This window comes from Bradyrhizobium sp. LB11.1 (assembly GCF_040549385.1).
Classification (GTDB): Bacteria; Pseudomonadota; Alphaproteobacteria; order Rhizobiales; family Xanthobacteraceae; genus Bradyrhizobium.
On record NZ_JBEPTH010000002.1, the window covers coordinates 384,445 to 399,425 of the forward strand.

Annotated in this window: 15 protein-coding genes; 10 read left to right on the plus strand and 5 right to left on the minus strand. The window is 63.2% G+C overall.

Annotated features, from left to right (window positions below; translation table 11 throughout):
• Positions 1–51: 51 nt before the first annotated feature.
• From ABIA96_RS05705 to ABIA96_RS05735, 7 genes are all read left to right on the plus strand, one after another.
• Positions 52–801 carry an ABC transporter ATP-binding protein gene (locus ABIA96_RS05705; RefSeq protein ID WP_354136424.1) on the plus strand — a complete coding sequence of 250 codons (750 nt, stop codon included), beginning with the start codon at positions 52–54 and terminating at the stop codon, positions 799–801.
• Positions 798–2,324 carry a permease gene (locus ABIA96_RS05710; RefSeq protein WP_354136041.1) on the plus strand — a complete coding sequence of 509 codons (1,527 nt, stop codon included), beginning with the start codon at positions 798–800 and terminating at the stop codon, positions 2,322–2,324. Before ABIA96_RS05705 ends, ABIA96_RS05710 begins: the two co-directional genes overlap by 4 nt.
• Positions 2,325–2,404: 80 nt before the next feature.
• On the plus strand, positions 2,405–2,659 hold the full coding sequence (locus tag ABIA96_RS05715) for an AbrB/MazE/SpoVT family DNA-binding domain-containing protein (protein ID WP_354136042.1): 255 nt from the start codon (positions 2,405–2,407) through the stop codon (positions 2,657–2,659).
• Positions 2,656–3,060: a type II toxin-antitoxin system VapC family toxin gene (locus ABIA96_RS05720; protein ID WP_354136043.1), complete on the plus strand. Its 405-nt coding sequence runs from the start codon at positions 2,656–2,658 to the stop codon at positions 3,058–3,060. Before ABIA96_RS05715 ends, ABIA96_RS05720 begins: the two co-directional genes overlap by 4 nt.
• A 60-nt stretch (positions 3,061–3,120) precedes the next feature.
• Positions 3,121–3,933, plus strand: coding sequence for an MBL fold metallo-hydrolase (locus tag ABIA96_RS05725; protein ID WP_354136044.1), 813 nt, complete (start codon positions 3,121–3,123; stop codon positions 3,931–3,933).
• Between the two features lie 65 nt (positions 3,934–3,998).
• Complete coding sequence (locus ABIA96_RS05730) at positions 3,999–4,520, plus strand: hypothetical protein (protein ID WP_354136045.1); 522 nt, start codon at positions 3,999–4,001, stop codon at positions 4,518–4,520.
• Positions 4,521–4,631: 111 nt separating this feature from the next.
• Entirely contained in the window at positions 4,632–5,684 is a 1,053-nt protein-coding gene (locus ABIA96_RS05735; protein WP_354136046.1) for an amidohydrolase family protein, read from the plus strand.
• A 75-nt stretch (positions 5,685–5,759) separates the two neighbouring features.
• On the opposite strand, the gene ABIA96_RS05740 is transcribed toward ABIA96_RS05735, so the two are convergent.
• From ABIA96_RS05740 to pcaB, 3 genes are all read right to left on the minus strand, one after another.
• The gene (locus ABIA96_RS05740) at positions 5,760–6,215 is read right to left on the minus strand and encodes a cupin domain-containing protein (protein WP_354136047.1); all 456 of its coding nucleotides are present in this window, start codon (positions 6,213–6,215) and stop codon (positions 5,760–5,762) included.
• Between the two features lie 392 nt (positions 6,216–6,607).
• On the minus strand, positions 6,608–7,864 hold the full coding sequence (locus ABIA96_RS05745) for an aminopeptidase (RefSeq protein ID WP_354136048.1): 1,257 nt from the start codon (positions 7,862–7,864) through the stop codon (positions 6,608–6,610).
• 112 nt (positions 7,865–7,976) lie between these two features.
• Positions 7,977–9,338 carry a 3-carboxy-cis,cis-muconate cycloisomerase gene (gene pcaB / locus ABIA96_RS05750; protein WP_354136049.1) on the minus strand — a complete coding sequence of 454 codons (1,362 nt, stop codon included), beginning with the start codon at positions 9,336–9,338 and terminating at the stop codon, positions 7,977–7,979.
• Positions 9,339–9,684: 346 nt separating this feature from the next.
• Here pcaB and ABIA96_RS05755 point away from each other — a divergent pair, with 346 nt between their 5' ends.
• Entirely contained in the window at positions 9,685–10,092 is a 408-nt protein-coding gene (locus tag ABIA96_RS05755) for a BA14K family protein (protein WP_354136050.1), read from the plus strand.
• A 220-nt stretch (positions 10,093–10,312) separates the two neighbouring features.
• Positions 10,313–11,872 carry a winged helix-turn-helix domain-containing protein gene (locus ABIA96_RS05760; RefSeq protein WP_354136051.1) on the plus strand — a complete coding sequence of 520 codons (1,560 nt, stop codon included), beginning with the start codon at positions 10,313–10,315 and terminating at the stop codon, positions 11,870–11,872.
• 48 nt (positions 11,873–11,920) lie between these two features.
• Here ABIA96_RS05760 and ABIA96_RS05765 read toward each other — a convergent pair whose 3' ends face one another.
• Entirely contained in the window at positions 11,921–12,343 is a 423-nt protein-coding gene (locus ABIA96_RS05765) for a GFA family protein (protein WP_354136052.1), read from the minus strand.
• Between the two features lie 106 nt (positions 12,344–12,449).
• Entirely contained in the window at positions 12,450–13,238 is a 789-nt protein-coding gene (gene mddA / locus ABIA96_RS05770) for a methanethiol S-methyltransferase (protein ID WP_354136053.1), read from the minus strand.
• A gap of 133 nt (positions 13,239–13,371) precedes the next feature.
• Here mddA and ABIA96_RS05775 point away from each other — a divergent pair, with 133 nt between their 5' ends.
• Positions 13,372–14,922, plus strand: a complete 1,551-nt coding sequence (locus tag ABIA96_RS05775; RefSeq protein ID WP_354136054.1) for a winged helix-turn-helix domain-containing protein — start codon at positions 13,372–13,374, stop codon at positions 14,920–14,922.
• Positions 14,923–14,981: the final 59 nt, after the last annotated feature.

Genomic DNA, 14,981 nt, shown 5'->3' on the forward strand with positions numbered 1-14,981 from the left:
CATCTTCAGGTCATGGTCGCGACCAATGCAAAAACGGATGGTGTGGCCGTGATGAAGCCGGACAGATCGGCGCTCGAAGTCCGAGGGTTAACGAAGCGTTTTGACCGTTTGGCGGTCGATAGACTCGATCTCACCATTCATGCCGGCGAATTCTATGCGCTGGTCGGCCCCAACGGCGCCGGCAAGACCACCACTTTGCGCATGGTTGCAGGCCTGCTGCGGCCCGATGACGGCGGCGTTTCGATCTTCGGCATCGATGCGCTTCAAAACCCCGTCGGCGCCAAGCAGGTGATGGCGTGGGTCTCCGACGAGCCCATGATCTATGACAAGCTGACCCCGCTCGAATATCTCGAATTCGTCGCCGGTCTCTGGGGCATCGCGCCGTCCGTCTCGGAACCGGTCGCCGAGGAACTCCTGAGTTCGCTCGGGCTCGAGCCGCACCGGCACGAACGCTGCGAAGGTTTCTCCAAGGGCATGCGCCAGAAGGTGGCTCTTGCCGGCGCGCTGGTGCACGATCCCCGCCTCATCATTCTCGACGAGCCGCTGACCGGGCTCGACGCCGTTTCCGCCCGCCATGTGAAGGGCCTGTTGAACGAGCGCGTTCAGGCCGGCTGCACCATCATCATGACCACGCATATTCTCGAGGTCGCGGAACGCATGGCCGATCGCATCGGCGTGATCGCCTCGGGCCGCCTGGTTGCCGAGGGCACGTTGACCGAGTTGCGTCAGCAGAACGGCCATGCCGACACCAGCCTCGAAGATCTCTTCATAGCATTGGTGACGATCCGGGAAGCCGCATGAGCTCGGCAACCGCGCTTTCGTGGTTTGCCCGTCACGAGCTTCGGCTCGCCTGGCGCGAATGGTTCGCCATGATGACAGGCGGCCGGCGCAGGCGCGGCCGTGCCGCCGTGATCGGCCTGCTGTTCTTCGCCGCGCTGCTGCATGTGCCGGCCTGGGCGGTGATCGGCCGCTTCGCCAATCTGCAACTGCCGCTCGACAAATCCTCGCTGATCGTGATCTCGGCGACGATCCTTCTCGCCTGGACGTTGATGCTGTCGCAGGCGATCGAATCGGTGACGCGGGTGTTTTACGCCCGCGCCGATCTCGACCTCATCATGTCCTCGCCGGCAACGCTGGCCAATCTGTTCTCGGTACGCATCGCCGCCATCGCGGTCACCGTCACGGTGATGGCGCTGTTGTTCTCGACGCCCTTCATCGACGTGCTGGTGATCGGCGGCGGCGCACGGTGGCTTGCGGCCTTCGGCGTGGTCATCGCCATGGGCCTGTCGGCCGCGGCGATCGCGATTGCCATCACCATCCTCCTGTTTCGCCTCATCGGCCCGGCGCGGACACGCTTCGTGGCACAGATCCTGGCCGCGATCATCGGCGCGGGCTTCGTGATCGCGCTCCAGGTCGCGGCGATCATCTCCTACGGCACGCTGTCACGCTTCACCATCCTGACATCGGGCACCCTGGCCGCCAACGCGCCCGACGTTGACAGCATCTGGTGGTGGCCGGCGAAGGCGACCATGGGCGACAGCGGGGTGCTGCTGCTGCTCCTCGCACTCGGGCTGGTGCTACTCGGATGTGTCATGGCGATCTTCTCGGGCCACTTCGCCGATACCGCGATCGACGCCGCTGCCTACGGCACTTCCGGCCGCAAGCGCGCGAAGGAGCGACCGTTCCGCGGCGGATCGCGGCAGCAGGCGCTACGACGCAAAGAGTTCGTGCTGCTCTGTCGCGATCCCTGGCTGATCTCGCAGACCCTGATGCAGCTGCTCTACCTGGTGCCACCGGCGCTGCTGCTGTGGCGCAGCTTTGCCGACAGCTCTGTCGCGCTGACGCTGATCTCGCCCGTCATCGTGATGGCCGCGGGTCAGCTTGCAGGTGGGCTCGCCTGGTTGACGATCTCCGGCGAGGACGCGCCCGATCTGGTCGCGACCGCGCCGCTGACGCCCTCCCGCGTCATCCGTGCCAAGATCGAGGTGGTGCTGATCGCGATCGCCGTCATCTTCAGCCCGCTGGTTGCGGCGCTGGTTTTCGCCTCGCCGTTCCAGGCTGCGATCACGGCAGCCACGGTCATCATCAGTGCCGCCTCCGCCACCGCGATCCAGCTCTGGTTCCGCGTCCAGGCCCGCCGCAGCCAATTTCGCCGCCGTCAGACCTCGTCGCGGCTCGCCACCTTTGCCGAAGCCTTCTCCTCGATCGGCTGGGCCGCTACCGCCGCGCTGCTGCTGACGCTGCCAATCGCCGGTATCGCCAGCGGCCTGATCACCGCGGGCCTGGTGGCGATCACCTGGAAGTTCAGCCCGCGCAGGGAGTGAACCCGGTTCCCGGATTTGTTGGATCCTTGAAAGTAAGGTTATTTTGCCTTACATTCGGGCCGAGCATCGGAGGGCCAAAGATGGGCACGCTAACCGTTACGGCAAAAGGGCAAGTCACGCTGCGCAAGGATCTGCTGGAGCACCTCGGCGTGCATCCTGGTGACAAGATTTCCATCGAGAAGCTTCCTGGAGGCAGGGTCGAGGTGAAAGCGGCTCAGCCCACCGGAAAGATCGCGGACGCCTTCGGCTTCCTGAAAGGAAAAACGAACGGTCGGTCGCTGTCGATCGAGGAGATGAACGAGATCATTGCTGACGGCTGGGCCGGAAAGCGATGAAGATAACAGCCGATACCAATGTCCTGGTACGGGTTCTGGTCGGGGATGATGCGGAACAGAGCAAGGCGGCTGAAGCCCTGCTCAAGAAAGCAGAGGTAGTAGCGATCTCGATCTCCGCATTGTGCGAATTGGTCTGGGTCCTCTCGCGAGGCTACAAAACTTCCGCTGTGAATATCGCGGCTTCGATCCGCCACGTGATCAATGCCTCCAATGTGGTCGTCAATCGGCCCGTCGCGGAAGCTGGGTTAGCGCTTCTCGATGCCGGCGGCGATTTCGCCGACGGAGTTATCGCCCACGAGGGCAGCTGGCTTGGAGCCGAGATCTTCGTGTCGTTCGATAAAAAGGCCGTTAGACTAATCGAAGCAAGCGGCGGAATGGCGCGGTTAGCTAGTACTGCATGACGCGAGGATAGTTCGTAGATACACTCGTGAGATCGTCGACAAGTGGCGGACGGTCTTCTGATGCCTCGATTATTGCTGACGGCGTTTGCGTTTCTTGGTTGCCTGGCGACACCTGCCCTCGCCCAGCAGCCTCAGCGCAGCGAATGCCTTGCGATGGCGAACGCCGCGCCTCGCGCGTTGCCGGTCGCATTCCGGCAGGCGGCGACCGCGGCCGAGGTCGAGATCACCTATGCCGGCCACTCCACCTATTTCATCGACACGCCGGGCGGCGTGCGCATCGCGACCGACTATAGCGGCGCTTATCAGATCGGCCGGCTGCCTGACGTCGTCACCATGAACCGAGCCCACAGCACTCACTATACTCTCAATCCCGACAAGCGCATTCCCCATGTGCTGCACGGCTGGGGCGAGGACGGCAAGCCGGCCGTCGTGTCGGAACGAATCGACGACACCTTCATCCGCAACGTCACGACCGACATCCGCCGCTATTTCGGCGACGATTCCGGCGCGGACATGATCCGCGACGGTAATTCGATCTTCATCTTCGAGGTCGCGGGCCTCTGCATCGGCCATCTCGGCCATTTGCACCACAAGCTCGACGACAGCCATTTCGCCCAGATCGGGCGGCTCGACATCGTGATGGTGCCGATTGATGGTACTTACACGATGTCGCTCGACGGCGTCTCGGAGATCACCAGGCGGCTGCGCGCCTCCGTGGTGCTACCGATGCACCGCTTCGCCACCCCGCTCGACGAGTTCATGCGCCGCATCGGCCAGCAATTCGAGATCGACCGCCGCACCGAACGTTCGTTGCGGATATCGCGGGACACGCTGCCGTCAACGCCGACGGTGATCATCCTCGACGGGGTCTGACGCGCAATTTTCTCCAAGTCGGCTGTCGGCCAATCGTGCTGATCTCCAGACAACAGGAGATCGACATGACTGACTTTGCGAGATTGTTACACGCGGATGGACCCAACCCCGAGCACGCGGTGGCGCTTCGGCTCTACGGCCGCTTCGTCGGTGATTGGGATGCCGAGATCACGGCCCACGGCGCCGATGGAACGAAACATGGTGCACCCGGCGAAATCCATTTCGGCTGGGTGCTGGAAGGTCGCGCTGTCCAGGACGTCTGGATCATTCCTCGTCCCGCGGGCGCGCCGGCGTTTCCGGTCGCCGGCAACTGGTACGGCACGACGCTGCGGGTCTACGATCCCTCCATTTCCGCGTGGCGGATTTCCTGGTTCGATCCGGCGCGCTCGGTGTTCCGTCAGCAGATCGGCCGTCCACGCGGCGAGGATATTGTGCAAGAAGGCACGACCGAAGCCGGCGAGCTGACGCGCTGGAGCTTTGTTGAAATCACAGACGATTCCTTTCACTGGCTCGGCGAGGTCAAACCCGCCACTGCTGCCGATTGGCGGCTGGCGGTCAATGTGAGGGCGACGCGGCGCAAGGGCTGACGGCAACCCCGCTGCGCTCGCGACGGAGGACGCGGTTGCGCAAGGCGCGCTGCTGCGTGACGAGATGAGGTGCTAAGCTCCCGCGATAAAAAGCAGAGGGAGCGAACGTCGATGGCTGCAAGCGGTCTGCCCGCCAACACCAGCGGGCTATTCGTCGAACCGCGTGAGGACTGGCTCGCGCAATATCGGGAAGAGATCATCGATCCATCACGGCCGATCGTCGATCCCCATCATCATCTCTGGAATCGCGGCCATCGCTATCTGATCGAGGAGATGTCTGATGACATCGCGTCCGGCCACAACATCATCGCGACCGTCTATGTCGATTGCCGCTCGATGTATCGCGCCCACGGGCCCGAGGCGTTCCGGCCCGTGGGTGAGGTCGAGTTCGCGAACGGCGTCGCTGCGATGAGCGCAAGCGGTGGTTACGGCAAGGCCGCGATCTGCGCCGGCATCGTCAGCCATGTGAACCTGCTGCTCGGCGACGCCGCCAAGCCGGTGCTGGAGGCGGAGATCGCCGCCGGCAACGGCCGCTTCCGCGGCATCCGGCATTCCTCGGCCTGGGACGAGGACCCAATTGTCGCCGGCATGTATGCGAACAGGCCGAAGGGTCTGTTGCAGGACCCGGCCTTCCGCAAGGGCTTTGCCTGCCTTGCGCCCTTGAACCTCAGCTTCGATGCCTGGCTGTTTCATCCGCAGATCGGCGAGTTGACCGAGCTGGCGCGCGCCTTCCCCGACACCAGAATCGTGCTCGATCATTGCGGCGGCCCGGCCGGCGTCGGCCGGTTTGCAGGACGGCGCGAAGAGGTGTTTCCGCAGTGGCGCGCCTCGATCCAGGAGCTCGCGAAGTGCGAGAATGTCGTGGTGAAGCTCGGCGGGCTCGCGATGTGCCTGCTCGGCTACGACTTCCATCTGCGCGCCAAGCCGCCGTCATCCGAGGAGCTTGCCGCGGCGTGGAAGCCTTATGTCGAAACCTGCATCGAGGCGTTCGGCGCGAGCCGCGCGATGTTCGAAAGCAATTTCCCGCCGGACAAGGGCCAGTGCAGCTACCAGGTGATCTTCAACGCCTTCAAGCGCATCGCGTCGCCCCTGAGCGACGCGGAGAAGACGGCGCTGTTCTCGCAGACCGCCACCGATTTTTACCGACTCGAACTGCCGTCATGACGCGAAAGAGGGGGCGGGATGTTGGTCCCGCCCCCTCTTCCGTCGTGGCCGCTGGGAAGCGTCCGTAATAAGGATTTAGCCGGCACCCATGAGGGTCGCGGGACGGCGTTCGCCGGGCGAGAGGAACATCCGCTTCAGCTTGTTGACGACGCGGACCATGAAGCCGATGACGGCCGGATTGGTCTTGCGGCAGAAGGCGATCTTCTTGACGTGGCCCTCGACATGCCATTTGGCATGCGCGCCGTCGCGGAAGAAGATGACGTCGCCGACACCGTAGCGCTTCGGCGGCATGCCATCGCTTTCGAGCACGATCGATCCTTCCAGAATCATGATCGTCTCGTCGAAATCATAGTACCAGTTGAAGCGGCCTTCGGTGCAGGACCAGATGATGGTCGACGAGGTGCCATCCGAGCTGGTCGAGAGAATGTGCGAACGCGAGACCGGATTGCCCTCGATGACCCATGCCGGCTCGATCGGCCGCAGCTCCAGATCCACATTGCAACTACCGACTTCAATCAATGCCCGCGACATCTGCTTCCCCAAGAGTAAAATATGATTAACCGGGCTTAATCCCGGTTTGTTTCGAATGATGTCGGGAACGCTAGTAGCCGGTTTTTAATTCTTTCTTACGCAGGCCCCGACAATCAGCCGCAAGTTGCAGATGCGAAGCGGTTAACGTCGAGATTTCCCTGCAAATTCGCGCACATGAACCCATCTTTTCCAGGGTGCGACAAAGTGCGCGAAACGACTGAGAAGGAGCCCCATCGATGCCCCTGACCCCGGAGGTTCTGACAGCCCAAGACGAGGTCGTCGCCTGACTCGGCAGCCTCGATGTCTCGTTCGCGCCGGACGAGGAGCCCTCGTGCAGTAGTTCACCTCTCCCCAGCGGGGAGAGGTGAAGAGTACCCGGGCGCGATCCGGCGCTACTTCGCCCACTCGCCCTTGCGGAACACCGGCACCTTGCTGCCGTCGGCCAGAATGCCGTCGATGTCGGTCTCGGCCGAGCCGATCATCCAGTCGATATGGATCAGGCTCTGGTTGCCGCCTTGCGCGGCGATCTGCTGTGGGGTGAGCTGCGCGCCGTTGATGAAGCACTTCGAGTAGCATTGGCCGAGCGCGATGTGGGACGCCGCGTTCTCGTCGAACAGCGTGTTGTAGAACAAGAGCCCGCTCTGCGAGATCGGTGAAGAATGCGGCACAAGCGCCACCTCGCCGAGCCTGCGCGAACCCTCATCGGTGTCGAGCACCTTGTTCAGCACTTCCGCACCGCGCGAGGCCTTGGCATCGACGATCCTGCCGTCCTCGAAGCGCACCGCGATGTTTTCGATCAGCGTGCCCTGGTACGACAGCGGCTTCGAGCTCACGACATGACCGTAGACCCGCCGGCAATGCGGCGTAGTGAAGACCTCTTCGGTCGGGATGTTGGCGTTGCAGCTGATTCCGTTCTTGGCAAACGAGGCGCCGCCTTCCCATTCATGGCCGTCGGCAAGTCCGATGGTGAGGTCGGTGCCGGGCCCCGAATATTGCAGTGCGCGGAAACGCTGGCCGTTGAGCCAGTTGGTGCGCTCGCGCAGCACGGCATTGTGGCTTGCCCAATTGGCCGGCGCGTCCTCGCGATCGACGCGCGACGCTGCGAAGATCGCGTCCGCGAGCTTGCCGACCGCGACCTCTTCGGAATCGTTCGGGAAGACCTGCTTCGCCCAGGACGGGCTCGGATAGGCGATGATGTTCCAGTTGGTGTCGAAATTGACGATCTTTTCCAACGCAGGTTGATAGGCGATGGAATTGGCCTTGCTGGCGCGCGCGACCTTGGACGCATCTTCGCCCGACAGCAGCATCGGATTGTCGCCAACGATCGCGAGACGCGCGGTGTTGTTCGAGAACGCCTGCGCCATGCCCTCGTAGAGCCAGTTGGCGGCGCGATCGAAACTGTTATCGTGGCCGTGGCGATAACGCGCCAGCGTCATCTCCTCGTCGGAGAGGATCGGCGTGACGATGCCGGCACCGGCCTTGTAGGCGTGCGCAGCGATCCGGCGCACCAGCGGCAGCGCGATCGCGGGCGCCGTCAGCAAAAGGTCCTGTCCCGGCCGCAAGCCCAATCCCACCTTCACCGCCACCTCGGCCAAGCGGTCGAGTTTCACGGGATCGATGGGAGTGGCGGAATTGCGTTGATCGGTCATGCCGGGTCCTCTGTCGGAATCTTTCGTTCAATCTAAGTCTAGCATCGCAGGACACAAGTGTACGAGCGTCTTGCTGCCTGCGAAAGATACGTAGTTTCGCGTAGTTTGGTTTTCAGCGCGTTGCCGATTTCAGCACCCGATCGACCATGGCCGGCGCAAGACCGAGGTAATTTTTCGGTGAGGTGAGGGCCTCGATGGTTGCACGATCGATTCGGGCGGACACGCGCGGATCGGCCGACAGCGCGTCGGCGAGGCTGATGCCCTTCTCGTTGGCGAGCCGGCAGGCGTCGTAGACCATGTCGTGCGCATCCTGCCGGCCAACCTGCGGCGCGAGCCCCATCATGACCGCTTCGGCCACAATCAGACCGCGACTAAGGGCGAGGTTGTCGTTCATCTTGGCCTCGTCCACGATGAGGCCCGCGAGCGCGAATTTCGCCTGGTGCAGTGCGCCTGCGGTCAGCACGAAACTTTCGGGGATCGCCATCCATTCGGCGTGCCACGGACCGGTAGCACGCTCGAAATCCTGCACCATGGCATCGAGCATCAGGCCTGCCTGCTGTCGCACTGCCTTGGACGCGGCGAGCATCAGTTCCGAAGAGATCGGATTGCGCTTCTGCGGCATGGTCGAAGACGCACCGCGCCCCTTGACGAAGGGCTCGTAGACCTCCGCGAATTCGGTCGAGGCCATGATCATGATGTCGAGCGCGATCTTGCCGAGCGAGCCGGTGACGAGCGCGAGAAAATTGACAGCCTCGGCAAAGCCGTCGCGCGCGACGTGCCAGGTCGAGGCGGGAACGCCGAGCTTCAGCTCGGCGCAGAGAGCCTCCTGCACCTCGAACCCCTTGTCGCCGAGCGAGGCCAGCGTGCCGGCCGCGCCGGCGAATTGCCCGACCAGGACGCGCGGCCTCAATTGCGCGAGACGCTCGGCGTGGCGATCGAACATCGCGAGCCAGATCGCGGTCTTGTAGCCGAACGTCACCGGCAGCGCCTGCTGGAGATGGGTCCGTCCGGCCATCGGCGTGTCGCGATGACGCCGCGAGAGGTCAGCGAGGATTTTTCGCAGCCCGGCGATATCGCGTTCGATGATCTCGAACCCGGCCCGCAGTTGCAGCACCACGGCGGTATCCATGATGTCCTGCGTGGTCGCGCCCCAATGCACGTAGCGGCCGGCGTCGCCGCATTGCTTCACCATCTGGTGCACCAGCGGCAGGATCGGATAGCCGACGATGTCGGTCTCCTGCCGCAGCAGCTCGAAATCGAATGCGGCGACATCGGTCCGCGCCGCGATCTCATCGGCGGCCTCTTGCGGGATCACACCGCATCTCGCCTCCGCCTTCGCCAGCGCCACTTCGACCTCGGCATAGCGCGCGACCAGCGCGACGTCGGAAAACACCGCGCGCATCGCAGGCGTACCGAAGGCATCGCGAAACAGCATGGAATCGAGCACGGTGGTAGAGGCGGGAAAGGCGGGCATGGGCGTTTCTTTGCGGCTGTTGTTATGTGTGGGGTAGCTTACGCGGGATATTGAGCCGAGCAATCAACATTCACTGTTCAACGCACAGCCCACGTGATCCGGGAGACGTCGTACGCTCTCTCAACGCCGTCATTGCGAGGAGCGCAGCGACGAAGCAATCCAGATTCTCTCCGCGGAAGGACTCTGGATTGCTTCGCTTCCGCCGTCGCTCTTCGAGCTGTGGCGGACAAGCCGCTCGCAATGACGGCGGCCACCATCCTGTCCAAACTTTAATTCAGCGCGCTGCTCCGACTGCATTATCACTTGTCACGCGGCGCGAGAGCCGCCGCATGACGAGGAGACCTCAATGTTGAAATCGTTTCGCTTCGTTGCTGGAGCTTGTCTGCTGGCAGCACTGTCGATAGCGTCATGGACCGCGGCATCGGCGGCGCCGATCGGCCAGCCGCTCGCGATGGCGCAATCGGCGCCCGGCCAGATCGAACAGGTGCGTTGGTACGGACATCGCGGCTTTGGCTGGGGCGGTGGCGCGTTCGTCGGCGGGCTGGCAGCCGGTGCAATCATCGGCGGCGCGGTCGCTGCGCCCTATTATTACGGCTCACCTTATTATTACGGGCCGAGCTATCCGCCGCCGCCCGCAGGCTATGGGACGCCGCCGGAGGGCGACATCCAATATTGTATGCAGCGCTACAAATCCTACAATCCGAACACCGGCATGTACCGCGGCAACGACGGCCGGCGCCATCCCTGCCCGTGATGCTCAGCCGCGGCATCCGAATATCGCCCGGGTGCCGCGACAATCTGACCAAAGCCGTCACATTCAAACTCTGGTTGCATTCCTCCGCACAATTGGCATGGCAGCCATCCGGCGATTGCAGTGAACCTGGCTGAGCTTTGGTCTGACTCACAGACTTCAAGTCGAAATCGATTTTGATTTCATCATTGCCTGAAGTCGCTGTGAGGTCTGAGTTTTCGACGTGCGGTTTCTGTTCCAGGACCACCTTCTCGATACCGACTTGCGCGAACTAAGCCGCGAGCAGGTTCCCATTTCCGTGGAACCTCAGGTTTTCGATCTCGTCGTCCATCTCATGGAAAACCGCGACCGGGTGGTCAGCAAGGATGAGTTGATCGACAAGATCTGGCACGGCCGCAGCGTCTCCGAATCGACATTGACCAGCCGGATCAATGCCGCGCGCAAGGCGATCGGCGACAGCGGCGCGAACCAGGCCTTGATCCGCACCATCGCGCGAAAAGGCTTTCGCTTCGTCGGGGATGTCGAGACCAAATCAGCGACGGCGGCCCTCGAGCCCCGCCGCAGCGTCACAGCGTCGCAGGCCGCGCTTGCGCTGCCCGATCGACCCGCGATCGCCGTACTGCCCTTCACCAATATGAGCGGCGACCGCGAGCAGGACTATTTCTCCGACGGCATCAGCGAAGACATCATCACCGCGCTGTCGAAACTGCGCTGGTTCTTCGTCATCGCGCGCAACTCCTCCTTTGTCTACAAAGGTCGTGCCGTGCATCTGAACGAGATCGCGCGCGAGCTTGGCGTGCGCTATGTGCTCGAAGGCAGCGTACGGCGCAGCGGCGATCGCGTGCGCATCTCCGCCCAGCTCAACGACGTTTCGACCGGCGGCCATCTCTGGGCCGAGCGTTACGATCGCGATCTCGCCGACATCTTTGCCGTGCAGGACGAGATCACCGACGCCATCGTCGCCGCGATCGAGCCGCAGCTCTATGCCGCCGAGAGTTTTCGCGCCCAGCAGAAGCCGCCCGGCAGTCTCGACGCCTGGGACTTCCTGATGCGCGCGCTGTCGCATTACTGGCGCATCACGCGCGAGGACAATGCGTCGGCGCAGGCGCTGCTGGAGCAGGCGATCGCCATCGACCCCGCCTATGGCAAGGCGCTGGGCCTGCTCGCCACCAGCCACATTTTTGGTGCGCATATGGGCTGGGCCGATATGGCCGCGACTGTCCCTGTCGCGGAAGCAGCCGCACTTGCCGCGGTGGAAGCCGATCGCGACGATGCCTGGGCCCATCACGGCCTCGCCTATACTTATGTTTTCCGCCGTCGCTTCGACGACGCGCTGGCGGAATTCGAACTGGCGCTGACCCTCAATCCGAACTTCGCGATGGCGCACGCCTTCTACGGCGTGACGCTGTGCTACGCCGGGCGGTGGCAGGACGGCGATGCCGCTGCACACCGCGCGCTTAAGCTCAGCCCGCGCGATCCGCTCGCCGCGATCTATTGCGGCGTTGCCGGCTACGCCCAGTTCATCGGGCACAATTACGAGGACGCCATGCAGCTGGCGCGGGAATCGATGCGGCAACGGGCCGATTTCGTCGGCGCGCATCGCGTGCTGACGGCGGCCGCCGGCATGTCAGGTGATCCCGCACTTGCCGCTTCCGCGCTGGAAGGATTGCGCCGCACCCAGCCCGGCATCTCGCTCGCATGGATCAGGCGGGAGCTGCCGATGCTGCGGGAAGAGGACCGCGCGCATTATCTCGAAGGATTTCGGCGCGCGGGGATGAGGTAGCGAACTCTCCCCATCCCCGCTTGCGGAGAGAGGGAGAACCTCGTCAAGCTATTCCTGCATCATCTCGCCGCTGCCGCCGAACTCGGCGGGAAAGTCCTTCAGCTTGGGCAGGCCGTCGCGCATCGGCAGCACCGTCTCGGAATAGTTGACGTGGACGCCGGGCGTGAAGGCGAGCGTCGGGATGGTCGCGGTGAAGACGTCGATCAAATCGAGCGGCGGGTGATTGGTCATGAGATGACCGCCGCACTTCTTGCAATATTTGCGCTGGCTGAGCGGCGTCTTGACGAAGGTCTCGACGTTCTGGGCGCCTTCGGTGACGCGCACCGCCTCCGGCTTCCACAGGCTGAAGGCGTTCACCGGTCCGCCCGACCACGAGCGGCAGGAACGGCAATGGCAATAGCCCATCGCGGCTGGTTCGCCCGTGACCTCGATCGTGACGGCGCCGCAAAAGCAGTGTCCAACATGTTTCATCTTGGTTGTCTCCTGAGATGGAAATTGGGATTGAAATCCTTGGGTCGCAAATGAAGACCCGTCGCGCGTCCTCCGATTGGCGGACGCGCGACGGAGCGCGCGGCGGCTAGACTGACCGGCGCCAGGGAATAAGCATCGACACCCGTTGTTTGTACTGCCGGTATTCGTCGCCGAAAAGATCGACGAGATCGTGCTCCTCCAGCGCGATGCCGACGAAGATATAGGCCGTGGTCACGGCCGCGAACAGCAGATGGCCTGCGGTCATGGTCGGGGCCGCCCAGAAGGCGATGATGAAGCCGAGATAGATCGGATGACGGACGAATTTGTAGAGCAGCGGCGTCTTGAACCGCGGCGGCGCGGCCTCCTTGCCGACGAGATGGTTGGTCACCTGATGCAATCCGAACAGTTCAAAATGGTTGATGATGAAGGTCGAGGTGAACACGAGGACCCAGCCCGCCAACGACAGCGTGACCAGCGTCACGGCAAGATCCGGATTGGCGACGTCCCATACGACCGACGGCAATGGACGCCACTGCCAGAACAGGAGGAGCAATGACAGGCTCGCGAACAGCACGTAGGTCGAGCGTTCGACCGGCTTGGGGACGAGTTGCGTCCACCACACCTTGAAGCGCTGGCGCGCCATCACGCTGTGTTGAACGGCGAACAGCGTCATCAGCAGCAGATTGATGATCACGGCTTCGGCGGTCGGCGTGTCGGTTCCGGTGTCGATGGTCTTCGGCACCACCAGCCCCATCACAAAGCCGATGGCGTAGACAATCGTAACGAAAAACACGAGATACGCCGCAATTCCGTAAAGAAAGGCGATGAACTTGAAAATGCGTGAGCCCGTAATCTCCGGGCCAATGGAATGAACCTGATGATCGAGTTGGGTCATAGAAAGCTCCGTTGTGCCGAGGCATTGGCACTGTTTGGTCTCAGCACCATGCAGGATCGGAGGCCGGAAGACTTTCGCGGACGGTTGATTTTCGCCTGAGACGACTTTGATTTTTGCTTGAGACGACAGAAACGTGCGATTTCTCTTTGAAAACAACGTGCTCGACGGCGACCTGCGCGAACTGACCTGCGCCGGGACGACCGTGCCGATGCAGCCGCAGGTGTTCGATCTGCTGCTCTACCTCGTCGCGGAGCGCGCCCGCGTCGTCAGCAAGGACGATTTGATCAGCCATATCTGGAGCGACCGCATCGTCTCGGATTCCGCGCTGAACAGCCGGATCAATGCCGCGCGCAAGGCGCTCGGCGACGACGGCGCGACACAGCGGCTGATCAAGACGATTCCACGCAAGGGTTTCCGTTTCGTCGGCGACGTCCGGGATGAAGTGTCAGCCAAATCTGTTCCGGCCGAGGTCGCGCCGGGGTCCTCACGCGCCGCGACCGATCGCCCCGGCATCGCCGTTCTCGCCTTCGAAAACATGAGCGGCGATCCCGCCCAGGAATATTTCGGCGACGGCATCAGCGAGGATATTCTCACCGCGCTGTCGAAGCAGCGCTGGTTCATCGTGATCGCCCGCAACTCGTCCTTCACCTACAAGGGGCGTGCGGTCCATCTCAAGCAGATCGCGGAAGAGCTCGGCGTCCGCTACATCGTCGAGGGCAGCGTGCGCAAGGTGGACAACCGCGTGCGCATCACCGCGCAGCTCAACGACGCCACCACCGGCGGCCATCTCTGGGCCGAGCGCTACGACCGCGACCTGGTCGACGTCTTCGCCGTGCAGGACGAGATCACCGAGCGGATCGTCGCGGCGATCGAGCCGCAGATCCACGCCGCGGAGAATTTTCGTACGCATCGCAAGCCACCATCGAGCCTGGATGCCTGGGACCTGCTGATGCAGGCGCTGTCGCATTACTGGCGGATCACGCCGCAGGACCACGCCGCGGCGCAGAAGCTGCTCGAGCGCGCGATCGCGATCGATCCGGATTACGGCCAGGCGCTGGCGGTGCTGGCGGCGAGCCACATGTTCGGCGTGCATCTGGGCTGGGCGGAGCTCGCCACGACGGCGCCGATCGCGGAGAACGCCGCGCTCGCCGCGATGCGCTGCGACCATGAGAATGCCTGGGCCCATGCCGCGCTCGGCAGCGTCTGCTTCTCGACCAGCCGGCTTGCGGACGCGCTCTCCGAGTTCGAGCAGGCGCTCGCGCTCAATCCGAACTTCTCGCTGGCGCAGGGCTATTACGCGCTGGCGCTGTCCTATGCCGGGCGCCCCGGCGATTCATTCGAGGCGGCGCAAAAGGCGATCAGGCTGTCGCCGCGCGATCCGTCGCTGGCGATCTATTACGGCATCGCCGGCTATGCACGCTTCACCGAGCGGCAATATGATGAGGCGATCGCGCTGGCACGCGAGGCGATCCGCCACCGCGGCGATCTCACCGGGGCCTATCGCGTGCTCGCGGTGTCCGCCGGCATGACCGGCGACGGCGCGCTGGCGGATATGGCGCTGGGGGAGCTCCGCCGCACCCAGCCCAAGATCTCACTGGACTGGATCGCAACGCAGCTGCCATGGGCGAACGATGCGGATCGCGAGCACTATCTGGAAGGATTTCGGCGCGCGGGATTGGGCTGAAAGATGACTGATCGCTCGTGCTGCCCCACTCTCGTTCTCGATCGTGATCGAGAGCAATC